The 20017-nt window shown below is 51.3% G+C and carries 12 protein-coding genes; 9 read left to right on the forward strand and 3 right to left on the reverse strand.

Annotated elements, in window-relative coordinates; genetic code table 11:
• Together ggt and P2G88_RS17255 are read left to right on the forward strand one after the other, a co-directional pair.
• Entirely contained in the window at positions 1–1743 is a 1743-nt protein-coding gene (gene ggt / locus P2G88_RS17250) for a gamma-glutamyltransferase (RefSeq protein ID WP_275798268.1), read from the forward strand.
• A gap of 90 nt (positions 1744–1833) precedes the next feature.
• On the forward strand, positions 1834–2157 hold the full coding sequence (locus P2G88_RS17255) for a hypothetical protein (RefSeq protein ID WP_275798270.1): 324 nt from the start codon (positions 1834–1836) through the stop codon (positions 2155–2157).
• Positions 2158–2792: 635 nt separating this feature from the next.
• On the opposite strand, the gene P2G88_RS17260 is transcribed toward P2G88_RS17255, so the two are convergent.
• The gene (locus P2G88_RS17260; RefSeq protein WP_275798312.1) at positions 2793–4628 is read right to left on the reverse strand and encodes a M2 family metallopeptidase; all 1836 of its coding nucleotides are present in this window, start codon (positions 4626–4628) and stop codon (positions 2793–2795) included.
• Between the two features lie 451 nt (positions 4629–5079).
• Here P2G88_RS17260 and P2G88_RS17265 point away from each other — a divergent pair, with 451 nt between their 5' ends.
• Positions 5080–5748 (forward strand): TetR/AcrR family transcriptional regulator, encoded by a 669-nt coding sequence (locus tag P2G88_RS17265; RefSeq protein WP_275798271.1) that lies wholly within the window; start codon positions 5080–5082, stop codon positions 5746–5748.
• Positions 5749–5760: 12 nt separating this feature from the next.
• Positions 5761–8085: an acyl-CoA dehydrogenase gene (locus P2G88_RS17270; protein WP_275798273.1), complete on the forward strand. Its 2325-nt coding sequence runs from the start codon at positions 5761–5763 to the stop codon at positions 8083–8085.
• Between the two features lie 226 nt (positions 8086–8311).
• Here the strand turns inward: P2G88_RS17270 and P2G88_RS17275 are convergent, their stop codons facing one another.
• Both P2G88_RS17275 and P2G88_RS17280 read right to left on the reverse strand, forming a co-directional pair.
• Positions 8312–10537: a TonB-dependent receptor gene (locus P2G88_RS17275; RefSeq protein WP_275798276.1), complete on the reverse strand. Its 2226-nt coding sequence runs from the start codon at positions 10535–10537 to the stop codon at positions 8312–8314.
• Positions 10538–10800: 263 nt separating this feature from the next.
• Positions 10801–14181 (reverse strand): PAS domain-containing hybrid sensor histidine kinase/response regulator, encoded by a 3381-nt coding sequence (locus P2G88_RS17280; RefSeq protein WP_275798314.1) that lies wholly within the window; start codon positions 14179–14181, stop codon positions 10801–10803.
• A gap of 205 nt (positions 14182–14386) precedes the next feature.
• Between P2G88_RS17280 and P2G88_RS17285 the strand changes: the two genes are divergently transcribed.
• The 5 genes from P2G88_RS17285 (at position 14387) to P2G88_RS17305 (ending at position 20013) form a co-directional block, all read left to right on the forward strand.
• Positions 14387–14653 (forward strand): DUF4212 domain-containing protein, encoded by a 267-nt coding sequence (locus P2G88_RS17285; protein ID WP_275798278.1) that lies wholly within the window; start codon positions 14387–14389, stop codon positions 14651–14653.
• 9 nt (positions 14654–14662) lie between these two features.
• Positions 14663–16366, forward strand: a complete 1704-nt coding sequence (locus P2G88_RS17290; RefSeq protein ID WP_275798280.1) for a sodium:solute symporter family protein — start codon at positions 14663–14665, stop codon at positions 16364–16366.
• Positions 16367–16463: 97 nt separating this feature from the next.
• Positions 16464–18287: a DUF294 nucleotidyltransferase-like domain-containing protein gene (locus P2G88_RS17295; RefSeq protein WP_275798282.1), complete on the forward strand. Its 1824-nt coding sequence runs from the start codon at positions 16464–16466 to the stop codon at positions 18285–18287.
• A complete protein-coding gene (locus tag P2G88_RS17300; RefSeq protein WP_275798284.1) occupies positions 18287–18922 on the forward strand; it encodes a 3'-5' exonuclease in 636 nt (211 codons plus the stop codon). Before P2G88_RS17295 ends, P2G88_RS17300 begins: the two co-directional genes overlap by 1 nt.
• A 38-nt stretch (positions 18923–18960) precedes the next feature.
• Positions 18961–20013, forward strand: a complete 1053-nt coding sequence (locus tag P2G88_RS17305; protein ID WP_275798286.1) for a cysteine synthase A — start codon at positions 18961–18963, stop codon at positions 20011–20013.
• The last annotated feature ends 4 nt before the right edge of the window (positions 20014–20017 follow it).

The raw sequence follows: 20017 nt of genomic DNA on the forward strand, positions 1-20017 counted from the left end.
ATGTTGAGAGTTCTATTGTTACTCCTTCTGCTGGCCACACAGCAGGTTGTTTGGGCACAGCAAAGCAAGCCTAAGGAAGATCGCGAGCCCGAAGCCGCCACCGGGTTTAAGCAGAAAAAAGCCGTTGAGGCGCACGAGTTTATGGTCAGCGCCGCCAACCCTTATGCGGCATGGGCTGGAAAAAAAGTATTGATGCAGGGCGGTAGCGCTATTGATGCTGCTATCGCCGTTCAGGCCATGCTGACATTGGTGGAACCCCAATCTTCGGGCATTGGCGGTGGGGCTTTTATCCTGTATTGGGATAACAGCACGAAAACCTTAACCACCTTTGATGGTCGCGAAACCGCGCCGCAGAACATCGATGCCAATCATTTTGTGCAAAGTGGCAAACCCATTCCCTGGCGTGAGGCTATTGTTGGTGGTAAGGCTGTGGGTGTGCCCGGGGTATTGAGAGCACTTGAGTCGGCCCATAAAAAATACGGCAAGTTACCCTGGAAGACCCTGTTTCGTGATGCAGAATTGGCTGCAACGGAGGGGTTTAAGGTGTCTCCGCGCCTGTCCATGCTGGTCTCCCTGGATTTACATCCTGGCTTGAAACAGTTCAGTCCCAGTAATGCGTATTTTTATCCGGATGGGAAACCCCTGCAGCCCGATCATATTCTGAAAAATCCAGCGTTAGCCAACACCCTTTCCCTGATTGCCGAAAAAGGAGCCGATGCCTTCTACAAAGGAGATCTGGCAAAACGTATTGTAGATACCATTCAGGGCGCACCCATCAATCCCGGTACCCTAAGTCTTGAGGATTTGGCTAATTATAAGGCCGTTGAGCGTAAGCCTTTGTGCGGGCCCTATAAGCTTTATTTGGTCTGCGGTATGGCCCCTCCAGGCTCGGGTGGGGTGGCGACGCTGCAAATAATGAAGATGCTCGAAGCCTATGATTTGCAAAACATGCAGCCCAATAGTGTGCAGGCAGTACACCTGTTCACTCAGGCCTCCAAACTGGCCTTTGCCGACAGAGAATATTATGTGGCAGACAGCGATTTTAACGATCTGCCGATCATGGCGCTGCTAGATAAAGACTATCTGAAAAGTCGCGCTGCGCTGATTTCTCCCGAGCGGGATATGGGCTTGGCACACCCCGGGGAACCTTACGAACAGCTGACTACTGCAGAGGATGTCGCCTACGAAATTCCCAATACCAGTCATTTTTCCATTATCGACAAGCAGGGTAATGCGGTGTCTATGACCACCAGTATTGAGATGGCGTTTGGCTCTGCCTTAATGGTGGATGGCTTCATGCTAAATAACCAGATTACGGACTTCTCCTTCGTGCCTGAGGTGAATGGCAAGCCAGTACTTAATCGCATCGAGCCAGGAAAGCGCCCTCGCAGTTCAATGACACCAACCATGGTGTTTGATAAGGACGGAAAGTTGTATTTGGCCATCGGTTCACCGGGCGGCAGTCGCATCATCAACTATGTTGCGCAAACCCTGATCGGCGTGTTGGATTGGAAACTGGATATCCAACAGGCTATTAATCTGCCTCGAGTGACCGACCGAAATGACTATACGGCTTTGGAGAGGGGTACAGAGATTGAGAGTTTGGCACCGGCCCTCGAATCCATGGGACACAAAGTACAGATCATCGACCTCAATTCAGGCCTCCATGGCATCATGATCAAAGATGGCACGTTGGTCGGAGGCGCTGATCCAAGAAGAGAAGGTCTGGCCGTCGGCCTCTGAGAATATCAGGTGGGGTCAGGACTTGAATTTTGCAGAAGCTCTGCAAAATTCAAGTCCTGACCCCAAGTGCAATTCACAAAAGGGGAAATGATGACAAAGCTGATTACATTACTGACCGTAGTTCTGGCAATGACCATAGGTGTTGCCAATGCAGGTGATGGAAAAGGTAAGGGCAAAGATAAAGAGAAAGCCTTACCGCCAGGTTTGCAGAAGAAAGTCGCTGAGGGAAAACCACTTCCGCCAGGTTGGCAAAAGAAGCTGGAAGTAGGGCATACCCTGGATAAGGACATTTATCAGCGTGGTAAAGTGCTGGACAGAACTGATGATGGCACAGTGGCTATTCAGGTGGAGGATAAGGTTATCCGTGTGATTGAGGATACCCGGGAGATTGTGGGGATATTGGAGCGGTTTTAGGCTCTGGTTGCATATCCTGATTTTTTGGCTGATTCATTAATTGGTTGCAGAAATAACAAAAGCCCTTAAGCGGGCTTTTGTTGGGGTTAGTATTTGAGCTGTCACCCTTCCTTGGGAGATCGCCCAGGTCGGCCGTCCGGGCCCTCTAAAGTGACTGTTGGGACGTCATGTACACGTCCATGATGAAACTCACCCAGGTCGCACTTTCTATGCTCCCGTGGTAGCACTTTCAGAGTGACGTTACCAATTCATCAGGAATGAATTACACACCGCATCCCACGATATCGGGCTTGATGATTGCTCCAGGCAATCATGCTGGGACCGCTTTAGCTCGCCTGCGAAGCAGGTGAGCCACATGGAAGTGGCTTTCAACTCACTCGGCATTCGCGAAGCGAAAGCATTTTTTACACTGGAAAAAAACAAAAGCCCGATTCGGGCTTTTGTTGAGATTGGTTTTTGAGCTGTCACCCTTCCTTGGGGATCGCCCAGGTCGGCCGTCCGGTCCCTCTAAAGTGACTGTTGGGACGTCATGTACACGTCCATGATGAAACTCACCCAGGTCGCACTTCCTATGCTCCCGTGGCAGCACTTTCAGAGTGACGTTAAGTCACTCTGAATTCGCGAAGCGAACCGTGCTACCACCCACACTGGCGGCCCTGGTTTTGTTCATCCAGGTAGGCTTTTAGCGGGGCGAAGTAGTCCAGAATGGCAGTTGCATCCATCTGCGGCGAACCGGTCAGACTGGCCAGCGCCTCTTGCCAAGGTTGGCTCATACCCATTTCCAGCATCTTGTTAAGCGCTGCACCGGCTTCCTTGCTGCCGTAAATAGAGCAGCGGTGCACTGGCCCCTGATCGCCGGCGATTTCGCACAGTGCCTTATGGAACTGGAACTGCAGAATATGGGCCAGGAAGTAGCGGGTGTAAGGTGTGTTGCCTGGTACATGGTACTTGGCACCTGGATCGAAAGCATCGGCTGGTCTTTCAACCGGGGCCATCACGCCCTGATACTTTTCGCGCAGTTCCCACCAGGCCTTGTTGTAGTTCTCTGGCGTTACTTCACCGGAGAATACTTTCCAGCGCCACTGATCCACCATCAAACCAAAAGGTACGAAGGCAATCTTATCCAACGCCACCTGCATCAGCATACCGATATCGTTGGACTCATCCGGGATTTCGTCAATCAGACCGATTTCTTTCAGATACTTAGGTGTAATCGACAGTGCGATGGTATCACCGATGGCTTCATGGAAGCCGTCGTTGGCAGAGCCACGATACAGAAGCGGTTGGTCCTTGTAGGCGCGCTGATAGAAGTTATGCCCCAGTTCGTGGTGAATCACATTGAATTCCTCACCGGTTTTCTGGATACACATCTTGATACGCAGGTCGTCTTTATCGTCGATATCCCATGCCGAGGCATGGCAAATAACATCACGGTCCCTGGGTTTTTGGAACTGTGAACGCTCCCAGAAAGATTCAGGCAGTGGTTCAAAACCCAGACCGGTAAAGAAGGCCTCGGCCTGCTTAACCATCTTGATTTCATCGTAGCCTTGCTCATTCAGGGCCTTGGTCACATCCGGCACTTTCATTTCCTGCTCAGGCTTGACCAAGTCATAGATATTGCCCCAGGTTTGTGCCCACATATTGCCTAACAGGTGCGCCGGAATAGGCTTATCTTGCGGTACCACGTCAGTGCCATAGTGCTCGCCCAATTTGGCGCGTACATGGCAGTGCAGGGCATCATAAAACGGCTTCACCTGATTCCAGGTTCTGTCCAGTTCAGGGCCAAACTCATTGGCAGGCATATCATATTTGCCACGCCACAGCGCGCTGGTGTCTTCAAAGCCCAGCTCTTTGGCACCCTCGTTGGCCAGCGTTACCATTTCTTCATAAAGGGGCTTCATTGGTGGCGAAACCTGACGCCAGCCTTTCCAGATTTCCAGCAACAGATCATTGTCACGCTCTGTAGCCATTTTGGCGGTCATCTCACCCAGGCTCCAGCATTCGCCATTTTCACGGCAGTACTGACCTTTGCCGTACATACCGTCCAGCTCGGAAGACAATTGCGCCAAACGCTCTGACTTGGCAGCATCCGCAGGCGGTGCCAGTACCAGAGAGTTACGCAACAAGTCGAGCTTACGGCGAGTGTCGGCATCCACCTCTACGTTATTAAACTTCGCCGCTTCTTTGGCCAGTTCGGAAGCGCGGCTGGACCACTTCTCATTCAGATAGGCCGAAACGGCGGCAGAATCATCATTGATATAGGTGGCATAGACCCAGGCCGCTTGGGCGGCAGGTACCTGCAGCTTAAACAGCTCTTCCTGGGCATTGTCAAGGAAGGCTTTAGCATCGGCGGCTGTTAGTGCTTTGGCTTGTACGGCTTGTTCAGTCGCGGCTTGTTTAGGTTGGCAGCCGGTAACACCCAGAGCCAGGCCGACCATCATGGCCGACAGGGTCAGTTTCTGCTTGAGCATGGATTCCCCTTGTTGTTGTAAGTCCATGAATAGGGTTCATTGGACGACCGGGTGGATCCCGGTACTAATTGAGTTTTATGGCCGGCCTGCTGACCGGGTGGCAGCAGTATATCAAGGCATCGGAATGATGGGGAGACAATGGGACGAATTGGTTGATTATTACCAGGGGCGGATAAAAAATCGCAAAAAAAAGACCCAATTTCGAAGCGCTAGTGAAATCGGGCCCAGGGAGAGTTGGAAAACATGCAAACTATTGCTGCTATTTCTATGACATGTTCAGTTGGCGTTCAGTTCCCGATAAAACCTTTTTTTTGCATATATATTTAAATCTATGTAAATCATTGTGTTAAGCAAGTTTTACTGGTCTGATCTGTGTTGTTAATAAGTTCTACTTGAAATCCAAGCGATTTAAACATAAATTTCAAACTGTTGTTTGAATCAGGTGTTTAGTATGAGTGCGGAAACCAAGACTCAGATCCTCGATGCAGCGGAAGTTCTCTTTTCCGAGCATGGTTTTGGAGATACCTCCCTACGGGCCATAACCAGCCAAGCCAAGGTGAATCTGGCCTCGGTCAATTACCATTTCGGCTCAAAGAAACAGCTTATTCAGGAAGTGTTGCAGCGCTACTTGCGAGTGCTGATGCCCAGTGTCGATCAGCAGGTGAAGCAACTGCTGGCGAAACACCCACAGCCTTCGGTTGAACAAGTATTTGCCAGCCTGATCCAGCCTTTGTTGCTGCTTAATCAGGTGCGTCCTCAGGGCACGGCAATATTTGTGCGATTGCTGGGGCGTGGCTATTCAGAATCACAAGGACACTTACGCAAATATATCACCGTGCATTACGGCGATATGCTTAAGCGTTTTGTCAGCGCCGTGCATCTGGCCGTGCCACAACTAAGTGATGCAGAGATCTTTTGGCGTTTGCACTTTGCCATCGGTACCTTTGTGTTCACCATGGCCTCCAGTAAAGCGCTGAGTGAAATCGCCGAAGCGGACTACCAGGAGCCGGTAGCCGTTGCCGATATTATTCAGAAACTAATCCCTTACATATCTGCGGGAGTAGGGGCGCCAGCCGCTCAGTACTCCTTTGGTCTCAATCCTGTCAAAGATATAGCCTAAGAAGGTGTCGCCATGTCTATATTGCTGATCCTCGTTGTCGTCCTGGCCATTGTGCTCGGCGTCACGGATATCCGTCGTAACCTGATCACCAAACCGGTGTTTCAGATTTTCAAAAAGATTCTACCGCCCATGTCCAGCACCGAGCGTGAAGCCATGGAGGCGGGCTCCATTTGGTGGGAAGGCGAGCTGTTTCGCGGTAATCCCGACTGGAGCAAATTGCATGGATACGCCAAACCCCAGCTGAATGAAGAAGAGCAGGCTTTCCTGGACAACCAGGTAGAAACCCTGCTGGCCATGCTGGATGATTACAAAATTGTGCATGAGCAAAAAGATCTGCCTAAGGAAGTGTGGGATTACCTGCGTCAGGAAGGCTTCTTTGCCATGATTATTCCTAAGGCTTATGGCGGCAAAGAGTTCTCTGCCATTGCCAACTCTACTATCGTATCGCGCATCTCCACGCGCTCGTTGAGCGTGGCGGTTACCGTGATGGTGCCTAACTCATTAGGCCCCGGCGAATTACTGCTGCACTACGGTACTGAAGAGCAGAAAAACTACTGGTTACCGCGTCTGTCCAGTGGCAAAGACATTCCTTGCTTTGCCCTGACCGGTCCTGAAGCAGGCTCTGACGCCGGCGCTATTCCCGATACCGGCATCGTCTGTAAAGGCATGCATGAGGGTAAAGAAGTGTTGGGCCTGAAGCTCAATTGGGACAAGCGTTATATCACTCTGGCGCCTGTAGCCTCTGTATTGGGCCTGGCCTTTAAGATGTATGACCCTGAAGGCCTGCTCGGTGACAAAGAAGAGCTGGGTATTACCTGTGCTCTGATCCCCACCAGCCACCCAGGCGTGCAGGTAGGCGATCGCCATTATCCAGTGGGTCAAGCCTTTATGAACGGGACTACTAAGGGCGAAGATGTGTTTGTTCCCCTGGATTGGATTATCGGTGGCGTAGACTACGCAGGTCGTGGCTGGCGTATGCTGGTGGAATGTCTGTCTGCGGGCCGTGGTATCAGCCTGCCGGCCCTGGCCACTGCGACTGCACATCTGTCTTCCCGTACTACCGGCGCCTATGCCGCAGTGCGTAAACAGTTTGGTATGTCTATTGGTAAATTCGAGGGGATCCAGGAAGCCATGGGCCGCATCGGAGGCCTGACCTATACCCTGGAAGCCATGCGTACCATGACTGCTGGTGCTATTGATTTAGGTGAAAGCCCGTCTGTCGTTACCGCCATTGCCAAATACCATATGACCGAAATGTCCCGTGAAGTCATTAATGACGCCATGGACGTGCACGCTGGTAAAGGCGTGCAGCTAGGACCTAAGAACTACTTGGCCCACCAGTACTTCGGTACGCCAGTGGCGATCACGGTGGAAGGGGCCAATATTCTTACCCGTAACCTGATGATTTTCGGTCAGGGTGCAACGCGCTGCCATCCTTATGTGTTTGCAGAGATGGAAGCCGCGGCCAATGCCGACGTAGAAAAGGGTCTGAAGGATTTTGATTCACTGCTGGTCAAGCATGTGGGCTTTGCTACCGGCAACTTCTTCGGCGCTTTGTTCCAGGGCCTGACTGTGGGTGCCTTTAACAGCTCGCCTGTGGCCGGTGAAACCCAGGATTACTACAAGCAGATGGCGCGTATGTCCAAAGGCCTGGCTCTGTGTGCCGACTTCTCCATGCTGATTCTGGGTGGTGATCTCAAGCGTAAGGAAATGATCTCCGCACGTTTGGGCGATGTGTTAAGCCAGTTATATATCGGTTCTGCGGTGTTGCGTCGCTATGAAAGTGACGGCCGTCAGGTTGCTGATCTGCCCTTTGTTCACTATGCCCTGAAGCGTTGCTTGTTCAAGATCGGTGTGGCCTTCGACGGCTTCTTCCAGAACTTCCCCAACCGCTTGGTGGCCAACGTGCTCAAGCGCACCGTTTTCCCTTGGGGTATTCACTTTCAGATGCCTGCCGATGATATCACTCAGCAGGTTAGCGATTCGCTGATGGTGCCTGGTGTGATGCGCGATCGTCTGACGCACCTGTGCTATATCGGTAAGGAAGCAGATGATCCAGTCGGGATCGTAGAAAACGCCTTTATCGCGATGCACGATGTGGTGCCGGTTGAGAAGAAAATTCTCAAGGCGCAAAAAGAAGGTGTTCTGCCGCGCAAACTGCCATTGGCTAAAACCCTGGAGCTGGCGCTGGAAAAAGCCGTTATCTCCGAGCATGAAGCAGAACAGCTCAAGCGTACCAACAGCATGCGTCTGCTGGCCCTGAGTGTGGATGATTTCACGCCGGGTAGCCTGGAAAAACTTGCGGTGAAGGCTGAGAAGAAAAAATCCGTCGCTTAAAAGCAACTGATTTGATTTAAATATAGAAGCCGGTCATCGACCGGCTTTTTTTATGGGAGCAAATTTCAACGTGCACTCCTGGCATTTCTTGTGAAGACGGACGCAAGAGTTCACAAGCTTTCTGTCTTTGTATCAATAGATGCAAATATTTGATGAGCTGAGGCTTTGCCAAGGCAAAAAAAAACGCCCTAGGTAGGGCGTTTCGATTGTTCAGGAAGAACTGCGATTAATAGAAATTCATCTTGAATTCGACACCGACAATACGGGGATCGTTAACAAAGACAGTGTTGTTGTTAAAGTCGATACCGCCTTTGATATTGTGACGATCGGTGATGTTACGGCCAAACAGAGCCACGGTGTAATCGTGGTCGAAGTTCTCGTAACCGATCTTCACGCCGCCCTCGTAGTTGTCGTCGGTAAAGAATTCCTTGGACTCATAGAGGAACAGATTGGTATCACCCTGGAAGGCCCAGTCGGTGAACATAAAGAATTCACCGTCATCTCCCATCGGCACGCTGAAACGGGCAGTAAAGTTAAAGGTTTCTTTAGGCGATTGCGGGAAAGGGTTACCGTCAATCAGGGCTGCGCCGTTTACGATAGGATCGGTCACAGTACACTGGCCTGAACCACAAGGCGCCACGCGCAGGTTTTCGTCTTTCAGCTCGGTGTCGTTATAGCCATAACCTGCTGTTAGTGTCAGGTTGTCGCTAACCAGATACTCCAAGTCGATTTCCACACCCTGACCTGTGCCTTTATCGGCATTGATCAGACGGTTGCCCTGGCTTTCACCACCGATGGCAGACAGTTGGATATCGTCAATTTCGTACCAGAACAAGGCGGCGTTAAGACGCAGGGTGTCATCTAACAAATCAGACTTAAAGCCCACTTCGAAGGACTCGATGGTTTCTGCATCGGCCACTGAGGGGGCACCTTCAAAGGCCACATCGCGGCCCTGAATGGTCTGGGCGCGGAAGCCGCTGGCCACGCGGGTAAACAGGCTGGTGTCGTCTGTCAGATTGTAGTTCAGTGCCAGTTCCCAGCTGATTTGGCCATCATCCACATTGATGTCTTCATAGTCCTGAACCTGGGCAGCGCCAATAACCAGGGCAAAGCCGTTAACGTTCTGATCGCCTACGCGGAAATCTTTTTCGTCATAGGTATAACGAATACCACCGGTGGCCGTCAGCTTATCGGTGATATCGTACGAACTTTGACCAAATACAGCCCAGGTGTAGTTCTCATGGAATACCGTGGTAGCACCGAAGAAACCATCGATACTGGTGACGCCAAATGAGGAATCAAAGTAGTAAGCACCGAATTGCCAGTCATAGCCTTCGGTACCGGAGCTGGCAAGACGAATTTCCTGGCTGAATTGCTTCAGATCGTCAAGCTGGTCTTCGGTAACCGCATCAAAGGGGACAAAGCCAGGCAATTGGCCGGCAACACCGCCGTCGATATCGCCTTTTCCTTTACCATCGGCAGACTCAAAAGCGGTAATAGAGGTCAATGTGGAGCCGCTTAATTCAATATCCAGCTTTAATGAGACCCCATCGGCATCATACTTCTGGAAGTTGTTATCGCCCTGGTTGTAATACACAGTTTCACGATCATAGTTGTCGTTCAGCTGGTTGCTGCCTTTGCTCACTGCGTTGGCGCGGAACAGGGTAGAGGTACCGTCCAGTTCACGGGTGTGCAGGTTTAACAACGCGCTGAAATCGCCGGTGTCATATAAAAACTGCATACGACCAGCGATTTCATGGAATCCACCCATGGCGTCTTTTTCGCCGGTATAGCCGTTGGTGACCCAGTCTTCACGGTTTTGCGACATAAAGGAGAAACGGAAAGACAAATCGTCGGTGATACCGTTGCCTACCGCACCTTCGATATTTTTGGTGCCGAAGCTGGCCAACTGCGCTTCAACGAAAGCGTCGAAGTCCTGGCGTGGTTTGGCGGTATCAAATTTTACAATACCGGCCGTGGTGTTACGTCCAAACAGAGTACCCTGCGGACCACGGATCACTTCTACGCGTTCAACGTCAAACAGGGGGGTACTCTTGAGGATCACGTTCTCCATGACCACATCATCCATCACGATGGAAACGGGCTGAGAAGCGGCCAAGTCGAAATCTGAGTTACCCAGACCACGAATATAGAAACGCGGTGCTACACGGCCGTTAGAGGATTCGGCGTAAAGGCCTGGAACACGACTGGATAAGGCCAGAATATCTTCTCCGCCGGAGAACATAGCTTCGAAACGCTCACCGCTTAAGGCGGCGACGGAGATTGGCACTTCCTGAATGCTTTGAGTACGCTTTTGAGCGGTAACGGTGATTTGTTCCAATTTACCGTCGTTTGCTGCTTCTGTTTCTGCGGCGTCTTGGGCAAAGCTCATGGAGCTAAACAGGGCGGCTTGCACGCAAAGTGCAATCGAGGCTTTCTTCAATGTTTTCATTATCTGTACCAGTTGATGTGCCTAAGTTTTTATTGATGCGTCTTTGTTCGGTATCCTGTTCATTTTTAGATGAAAAAATAAACAGTGCAACCCTTGCTTAAGCTTTTGTTGAGAAAGGGCCGGATTGGGTCACTCAGACCGAGTTCTATTGTATCAAGACAATGCCAAAATATAACCTTAGTGACGGATTTATCTCAGTTTTATGACAAAAAGTGGGGAGGGAGCATAATCTGTTGCCGATTCGGTTACTCGCCTGTTCTAAGTTAACGACGAATTTTCTGCTCCAGCCAGGCTTTCAATGCACCGGGCTTGATGGGTTTGGCCAGAAAATCTACTCCGATGCTTCTGGCGCGAGCTTTAAGGCCTTCCTCTTTTACCGCCGTCACCAATAAAGCGGGGATTTTTTTATTCCATTGTTGACGTAATTGTTGGATAAGCGCCAGGCCATCAGCCTCATCACCATTTAGCTGGTAATCCACAATCATGGCTTGCGGAGGCTTGATGCTCTTCGCCTTATCTGATGCCTGTGGACCGTTTGAAAACAGACGTGGCTGACATTGCCACTTTTGTAGCAGACTTTTAAGCGCATCCAGATTGGTTGGGTCATCATCTACACACCAGATCTCGCTGGTATCGAGTTGGCTGCTCTGCGGGGCGGACACCAGCGCCTGGGGTTTGGCAGTGCTTTGTCCCAAGGGTACCCAGACGCTAAAACAGCTGCCTTTGCCAAGTTCAGAGCGAAGGGTGAGAGGATGGCCCAGTTGTTCACTCATTTTCTTGACCACACTCAGTCCCAGTCCCAGGCCCTGAATGTCACCGCGGTGGGCGCGATAAAAATCACTGAAAATTCTGCTCTGATCAGCCGTGGCAATCCCCATGCCCTGATCCCAGACCTGGATCAACACTTTATCCCCACGCGCCCGACAACATACCAGAACCCGCTTGCCGGGACTGTATTTGACTGCATTACTGATGAGGTTTTGCAGGATACGGCGCAGATACGTGGCGTCGCTGTGGACCATCAGGTCTTTACTTTTAACTTCAAAACGGACCTGGTTTCTATCAGCCAGCACCCGCGCTTCCTGCATCAAAGGTTGCAGAATATCGGTCAGAGGGAAGTCCTGTGCTGAAGGCGTCATCGCGCCTTGTTCTAGCTTGGCAATTTCGAGCAGGGTAGATATCAGCTGTTCACTGGAGGTCAGCGAACTCCCTAATTTGTGTAGAATTTCTTTATTGTGTGATGACAGTTCCTCTTCATCCAGAGATGACAGGTAAAGGCGGGCGGCATTGAGCGGCTGCAAAATATCGTGACTGGCGAGCGCCAGGAAACGGCTCTTCGATTGGTTTGCCTGCTCGGCAGTTTGCTTGGCCAGTTTCAACTCTTCATTAATTTCACGGATCTGTTGGGTGCGGTGATCAATACGTCGCTCCAAGTTGATATTGGCCTCTTCCAGGGCCTTCTGGATCTCCACATGTTCGGTAATGTCGGTAAAGCTGGTCACAAAGCCGCCATCGGGCAATGGATTACCAATCATCTCAATAACCCGGCCATCGGAGCGGCGACGGATAAATCGATGGGCTGAGCCTTGCTGCATATATTGCAAACGCTTTTGCACCAACTCTTCCACCTTGCCAGGTCCGCACTCACCGCGCTCGGCATTGAAACGCACCAGTTTTTCGACTGGTTGACCCACTTTGACAAGGCCTGTGGGATAATCAAAGAGCTGCAGATAGGAGCGATTCCAAGCCACCAGCTCTAAATCTTTGTTGATTACACTGATCCCCTGCGGCAGGTTCTCGATGCTACTGAAAAGGATGGCCTGATGGGTTTTCAGGGCTTCGGTAGTATCTTCAAAGAAACTAAAGACCTCCTCCACATCCAGTTGTTTTCCTTGCACCAGGACACTGATCAAGCTTCTAGCAGAACTGCCGCCGACTACACCGGCCAGGCTGCGCTCGCAAAACTGGATAAAGGCATCGCTGGGCAATGCGTGGGAGGCGAGAGGCGTGCCGTGTTCCTGGATAAAGTCGGCTAATAGCTGTTCGGTGCGTCGCTGACCAACAAAGGTGCTGAGTAATGCTTGTAAATCGCCGACCTTTAACTGGCTGTCTGGCGTCAACGAGCTGGCAGGTTGCACCGAAGCCTGAGGGCGCACAAAGGAGGTGGCCTGAATGCGATCCAGCAAGCTATGTCCTGCGCTGATGGAGAACAGAACATAGGCTCCGAAATTGGCCAGGACACTGATTACGACACCTTGGGTGATGATGGAAGTGTTGTCTCCGCTGTTTGGCAGTTGGATAAGCGGAAACAGAATAAACAGCACCCAGCAGCCAAACCCCACGGCCAGGCCAGCTAAAACACCACTGGCATGCCCTTGTCGCCAATACAGACCGCCTAAAATGGCGGGCACCAATTGCACTACCAGAGAAAACGCCAATAAGCCCATGCTAGCCAAGGCACTTTGGTTGGCCCAGCCGGTGTAATAGCCATAGGCCAGAATAAGGATAAGGAAAATCACCAGGCGACGCAGGCGTAACAATTTGTCCTGATGCCCTGGCTCTGTAAGCCAGGCGCGCGGTTGGCGGCGAATCAGCAGTGGTACCAGTACATCATTGGTCAGCATGGTGCCCAAAGCCAGACTGGAGACCACGATCATGGCCGTGGCGGCGGAAATCCCACCTAAGAATACGAGCAGGCTTAGCCAGGGCTTAAGACCTGCCAACTGCATTAGGAAAGTATCCTGATCGGTCCCCATTTGCCCAAATAAGGCGTTGCCGCCAACGGCGACTGGCACAATGGCCAGAGAAATAAGCAACAAATACAAAGGAAACAGCCAGCGGGCAGTGGCGAGATGTGATGGGTGGTGGTTGTCCACAATCATCACATGAAACTGTCTGGGTAGGCAGAAAATGGCCCCCGCCGCCATCAACGATACCACTGCAAAGTCAAAGCCAGATCCTGACCAGTTCTGCCAGGGCTCCAACATTACTTTGGCTGGAACGGTTACGTCATTGCTTAACAGGGTATAGGCAAAAAGGGCGGCACAGCATAGACCCAGCAATTTCACCAGCGATTCGACGGCAATAGCCAGCATCAGACCCGAGCGATACTGGGTGATATCTGCATGGCGAGTACCAAAAATAACCGCAAATAGGGCCATCAGCAGAGTGGCAAAGAGCGCTTTGAAACCACCGCCACCCTCTAATTGGGCAAACACTTGAAGGCTGGTGTCCACCGCTTTTAACTGCAAGGCAATATAGGGAATGATAGCCAAGGTCATCAGCAGGGTGACCAACATGGCAATACTGCGTCTTTTACCGTAGCGCGAAGCAATAAAGTCGGAAATGGAAGTAATGTTCTGGCGCTTACTGACCTCCAACATTTTGCGCAGCAGTCCAAACCCAAACACAAAAAGCAGGGCGGGACCTAGTAAAATGGGCAGGTATTGCCATTGAGATTTTGCTGCCTGACCCACCGCGCCGTAATAGGTCCAGGAGGTACAATAAATAGCCAACGCCATACTGTAGATAGCAGGATGCCGCGCCAGCGCATTGGCTCTGCTGCCTTGCTTGTCACCACGTTGGGCAATATAAAATAACAGGGCAATATAGGCTAATGCCGCCAACACCCAAAAAATAGTCACATTCATGGTATTCAGTATTAACGCTCCGGCAAGACTATCCACTGCAGCACAATTGCCAATTAGACCATGGTCTTAAACGCCGGGGATGGCGAAACCGCCCTTGAACCGCTTTTTGCGGCCTCTTAGACCAAGGTCGCATTTCTCCTATGCGCCAGACTGTTAGATTTGTTAGCGTAATGTCAACAATAGGTTAACGGAGGCGCTTATGGCGTTTGAAACCCCTGAAAAAGCCAAGGCTTACTGGCGGGAGAATATCTCGCTGGTGTTAAAGCTATTGGCGATCTGGTTTGTGGTGTCTTTTGGGTGCGGTATTTTACTGGCAGAACTCTTGAATGAAATCCGCTTTTTCGGCTTTAAGCTTGGTTTCTGGTTTGCCCAGCAGGGCTCCATTTATGTATTTGTGGTACTGATTTTTGTCTATGCCAGGCTCACCGCCAAGCTGGATGAAAAGTACCGTGTTCACGAAGACTAGGAGCCGACCATGGATATTCAAACTCTCACTTTATTGATCGTCGGCGCTTCCTTTGTACTTTATATCGGCATCGCCATCTGGAGTCGCGCCGGCTCGACCAACGAATTTTATGTGGCTGGTGGTGGCGTACATCCTGTTGCCAACGGTATGGCCACTGCCGCTGACTGGATGTCTGCAGCCTCCTTTATTTCCATGGCCGGCCTGATTTCCTTTATGGGTTACGACGGCGGTGTCTACCTGATGGGTTGGACCGGCGGTTACGTGTTGCTGGCTCTCTGTCTGGCTCCGTACTTGCGTAAATTCGGTAAGTTTACGGTGCCGGATTTTGTTGGTGATCGTTATTACTCCCAGTTGGCGCGTACTGTGGCTGTAGTCTGTGCCATTTTCGTCTGCTTTACCTATGTGGCCGGACAGATGCGTGGCGTCGGTGTGGTGTTTAGTCGCTTTCTGGAAGTGGATATCACCACCGGCGTGGTCATCGGTATGTGCATCGTGTTTTTCTATACCGTATTGGGCGGCATGAAAGGCATTACCTACACCCAGGTTGCCCAATATTGTGTCCTGATATTCGCCTACCTGGTGCCTGCTGTTTTTATCTCCATGATGATGACTGGCAATGTGCTGCCCCAGGTAGGTTTTGGTAGCAGCTTGGTAGGTACTGACACCTTCTTACTCGATAAGCTGGATGGTTTGTCGACTGAGCTCGGCTTTACGGAATACACATCGGGGACCAAATCGGTAATCGACGTGTTTTGTATCACCGCTGCGCTGATGGTCGGTACCGCCGGTTTACCTCACGTAATTGTGCGCTTTTTCACTGTGCCAAAGGTGCGCGATGCCCGTAAGTCTGCCGGTTGGGCGCTGCTGTTTATCGCCATTTTGTACACCACTGCGCCTGCTATCGCGTCTTTCGCCCGGGTCAATATGATCAACACCATCAACGGTGAACAGATGCAGGGCAATGACTATGCGCAGGCCCCCGATTGGATCAAAAACTGGGAGCGCACGGGTCTGATCAAGTGGGAAGATAAGAATGAAGACGGCAAGATGTTCTATTCGGGCGATGAGCGCAACGAAATGACCATTGACCGTGACATTATGGTGTTGGCCAACCCTGAGATCGCACAACTGCCAAACTGGGTGATTGCCCTGGTGGCAGCTGGCGGGATCGCGGCGGCACTATCGACCTCTGCTGGCTTACTATTGGTGATCTCTACATCGGTCTCCCATGACTTGCTCAAACGTAACCTGATGCCAGATATCACCGACAAGAAAGAGCTGTTCTATGCTCGTCTTGCCGCCGGTGTGGCCATTGTGATCGCCGGATATTTCGGGGTGAATCCACCCGGATTTGTGGCGCAGGTGGTGGCCTTTGCCTTCGGTCTTGCGGCATCGAGTTTCTTCCCTGCGATTATCATGGGCATCTTCTATAAGCGTATGAATAAAGAAGGCGCTATCGCCGGGATGTTAAGCGGCATCACCTTTACCGCAGCGTATATTATCTACTTCAAGTTCATTGATCCTGCAGCCAATACACCAGCCAACTGGTGGTTTGGGATCTCTCCTGAAGGGATCGGTACTCTGGGTATGATGCTGAACTTTGCTGTGGCCTTGGTGGTGAATCGCTTTACTGCTGAAGTGCCTGCCGATGTGCAGGAGATGGTGGAAAGCATCCGCTATCCTAAAGGCTCTGGCAGCGCACAAGCTCACTAAAATAAGCCGGGACAAAAGTCCCGGCCTGTTTATTATTGCCTTCGACTACCTTCATATGAAGTGTGCTCGGGGGCAAGTTCGTTTCTGGGATGAGATTATGATTGAGTCAACCCGCGCATTTCTTAATGCCTGCGCGCCTTTTGATCAGCTCTCAGATGAGCTCAAAAGTTATGCCGAAGCGCAGATGATACTTAGCTACCTGTGTCAGGATAATGTCCTGGAGGTGGTGCCGCGTGAGGTGCCCCGCCTGTATTTGGTAAAGCAAGGCGTGTTCGATCTGATCTCTACCGAAAATCGACTGATTGAACGCTTGGAGCCTGGTGACCTTTTTGGCTATCCATCGTTAATGACTGGGCGTCCCATTACCAATCGTGTAGAAGTGGTGCAGGATGGCTTGCTCTATGCGATGCCCCAAGCGGCTTTTGATGCGCTTTGTAATGCGCATAAGGGCTTTGCCGATTACTTTACCAAGGCCTTGCAAAAACGGTTACTGACGGAAACTAAACCCAGTGAACAGTCCGATTGGACAGAATTGAGTATTGCCGATGTGCTGCACCGTGAGCCTGTCCGGGTCAGTGCAGACAGCTCCTTGCAGCAAGCCGCGCGCTTGATGCAGGCAGAATCGGTTTCCTGTTTATTGGTCACCGAAGGCGATAGTTTGTGCGGGATCCTGACCGATAAGGATATCCGCAATCGGGTCGTGGCCGAGGGGCAGTCTTACGACTTGCCGGTACGTCAGTTTATGACCAGCCCGGTACATAGTCTGGATAGCCATGCCTTGCTTTTTGAAGCCATGCAAACCATGTCGCTGCATAATGTGCATCATCTGGCGGTGACCCAACAAGGATTGCCCAAAGGGGTGATCACCGTAACCGATTTAATCAGCCAGCAGCGCAGCGAGCCACTCTATCTTATCAATGCCATTCGCAAGGCCGGCTCGGTGACTGAGCTTGAACAGGTTGCCCGCCAGGTACCGGATCATTTAAGTCAATTTGCCAACCGCGTGGTGGATGTCAAAAGGGTGGGGGACATACTGGCCAGTTTCACCGATGCTTTTAACCATCAGTTAATTCGATTGTATATTCGTCAACATGGCGTTGCGCCCTATCCTTTTGTCTGGCTGACCTTTGGTTCGCAGGCACGAAAAGATCAATCCCTAAGCTCTGATCAGGATAATGGCATGCTGCTCGACGATGCAGTGGGGGAAAAGGCGATGGGGTGGTATCGGGGCCTGGCCGAGTTTGTTTGCGATGGCTTGGCGCGCTGTGGTTTGAAACTTTGCGGCGGTAATATTATGGCCACCAATCCGAAGCTTTGTTTACCCCTTGGCCAGTGGCTCAATAAATTCCGGCGCTGGATTGAAGAGCCGGATAAAAAGGCTTTGTTGCACAGCAATATCTTTTTTGATCGCCGGGCCTTGTATGGGGACCAGGCTCTGTTTGAGCACTTCGACAGCCAGATTGCTGCTATGGCCGGTAATCAGATTTTCCTGGCCAATCTGGCTGCCAATAGCGCCAATCTGGCGGTGCCCATTGGTCTCTTTAACCGCTTTGTAACAGTCAAAAGTAAGTATGAGGATGAGGTGCTGGATATTAAAACCAGTGGCATCGCCATTATTAATGATATTGTCAGAATTCACGCGCTAGCCAATAAACTGCGTGTATGCGCGACACCACAGCGCTTGCAGGCGTTGGGGGAGAAAAAGGTTCTGCAGGCCAGCGAATGCCGGGATTTGAAGGCGGCCTGGCAATTTTTGGTGCAATTAAGGTTGCAGCACCAGTTAAAAGAAAAACGTGATGACAACCTGATCTCTCCCGATACCCTGGATTCACTGACCCGTCGCCAGTTAAAAACCGCATTTCGGGTGATTAAGGAAGCGCAGGAGGGTCTTGCCATGCGCTATGCCAGAGGCGGCTTTTAGTGCTGGACTGGCTGTTCAAAAGGTGGCGTGACGACAGTCTTGACTGGCGAGACTACCAGTATCTGGCTATCGATTTAGAGCTTACCGGCCTGGAAGCGGATAAGTGCGACATCCTTTCCATTGCCTGGGTAGCGCTAAAACCGCCCAATATTGAATTGGCGTCTGCCCGTGAATTTATTGTCAACACTCAGGCTCCGTTGGGACAAAGTCCCACTATACATGGACTGACCCAAAGAGAATTGGGCCAGGGCAGTTCATTGACAAAAGCCGTCGAGGCCTTGTTTGAACAAACCGCTGCCATGCGCAATTGTGTATGGCTGTTTCACCATGCCAGCTTGGACATGGCGTTTTTGCAGCTAGCGTGTAAAAAGCTGGACAAGCCTTGGGCCCCACCGCCGGTGGTAGACACTTTGGTATTAGAAGGACGCAGCTTACGTCAGGCGGGTCGTGAGCCTAAAGCAGAAGGCTTAAGTTTGGCGCAATGCCGCGAACGTTACGGTTTACCGGCATATCCCGCGCACAGTGCGATGGAGGATGCGTTAGCCACCGCCGAATTGTTTCTGAGTTTTGCCTACCAGCATCATGGGCAATCTGGATTACGTCTAAGTCGCTTGACCTATCGCCCCCTTATCTGACTAAGATAATCAATAAGCACCACTAAAAAGGGAATAGCATGCGCATCGCCCAACATCAGGCCGAGCTTATCGGTCAGACCGATCTGCTACGAATCGACTCATTGTCTGAGCTCACCGGCTGTAATATTTACCTGAAGTGCGAATTTCAGAATCCAGGAGGCTCCATCAAGGACCGAGCAGCCTTGCAAATGGTCAAAGATGCCGTGGAGCGGGGGGAACTGAAGCCCGGTATGACCATTGTCGAAGGGACAGCCGGTAATACCGGCATTGGCCTGGCGCTGGTGGCGAAGTCTTTCGGTATGCAGATGTTGGCAGTAATGCCTAACGATCAGGCCAAGGAAAAGGAGAGGATGATCGAACTGCACGGTGCCAAACTGATGACGGTGGATCCTTGTCCCTTTGCCAATCCCAACCATTTTTATCACCGGGCCAAAAAGGTCGCCGAGCAACACAAAGATCACTGGTGGGCTAACCAATTTGAAAACACCAGTAATGCTAAAGCCCATTACCTGAACACCGGTCCGGAAATCTGGCAGCAGCTCAGCGGCAAGGTAGATATTCTTGTCTCGGCGGCCGGCACCGGCGGCACCATTGCCGGCAACTCACAATATCTTAAGGAACAAAATCCCAATGTGCAGGTATGGCTGGTGGACCCTGACGGCTCTGGGATCTATCAGTATCTGAAAACAGGTGAGTATAAGAACCACGGCAGCTCTATTACCGAGGGCATTGGCATTATGCGTTTAGTGGAGAATTTCCGCGGTGCAAAAGTTGATCGCGCAATTAACTTACCAGACCTGGATCTGATTGCGATTTCCCGCTTTGTGAAACACAAAGACGGGATTGTGCTGGGCAGCAGCTCAGCCTTGAATGTAGCTGGCGCTGTGTTTGCTGCACTGCAGGCCGGGCCCGGTAAGAATGTGGTGACCTTCGCTTGCGACCTGGGCGAACGTTCGGCCTCTAAGTTGTACAACCCTGAATATTTGCAGCACAAAGGTCTCCTCGATTACCCCAAGCGCATCGATGAACTTATGGCCCGTTATCAAAGTGATGCCATGCGACAACGTATCGTGCACTGTAGTGGTCAGTAAAAGC

It is taken from the genome of Aliiglaciecola sp. CAU 1673 (assembly GCF_029223185.1).
Classification (GTDB): Bacteria; Pseudomonadota; Gammaproteobacteria; order Enterobacterales; family Alteromonadaceae; genus Bowmanella.

What these genes read in the sequence shown, in the direction of transcription:
- ggt (WP_275798268.1), top strand. Translation starts at nt 1, where the DNA reads ATGTTGAGAGTTCTATTGTTACTCCTTCTGCTGGCCACACAGCAGGTT.
- P2G88_RS17255 (WP_275798270.1), top strand. Translation starts at nt 1,834, where the DNA reads ATGACAAAGCTGATTACATTACTGACCGTAGTTCTGGCAATGACCATA.
- P2G88_RS17260 (WP_275798312.1), bottom strand. Translation starts at nt 4,628, where the DNA reads ATGCTCAAGCAGAAACTGACCCTGTCGGCCATGATGGTCGGCCTGGCT.
- P2G88_RS17265 (WP_275798271.1), top strand. Translation starts at nt 5,080, where the DNA reads ATGAGTGCGGAAACCAAGACTCAGATCCTCGATGCAGCGGAAGTTCTC.
- P2G88_RS17270 (WP_275798273.1), top strand. Translation starts at nt 5,761, where the DNA reads ATGTCTATATTGCTGATCCTCGTTGTCGTCCTGGCCATTGTGCTCGGC.
- P2G88_RS17275 (WP_275798276.1), bottom strand. Translation starts at nt 10,537, where the DNA reads ATGAAAACATTGAAGAAAGCCTCGATTGCACTTTGCGTGCAAGCCGCC.
- P2G88_RS17285 (WP_275798278.1), top strand. Translation starts at nt 14,387, where the DNA reads ATGGCGTTTGAAACCCCTGAAAAAGCCAAGGCTTACTGGCGGGAGAAT.
- P2G88_RS17290 (WP_275798280.1), top strand. Translation starts at nt 14,663, where the DNA reads ATGGATATTCAAACTCTCACTTTATTGATCGTCGGCGCTTCCTTTGTA.
- P2G88_RS17295 (WP_275798282.1), top strand. Translation starts at nt 16,464, where the DNA reads ATGATTGAGTCAACCCGCGCATTTCTTAATGCCTGCGCGCCTTTTGAT.
- P2G88_RS17305 (WP_275798286.1), top strand. Translation starts at nt 18,961, where the DNA reads ATGCGCATCGCCCAACATCAGGCCGAGCTTATCGGTCAGACCGATCTG.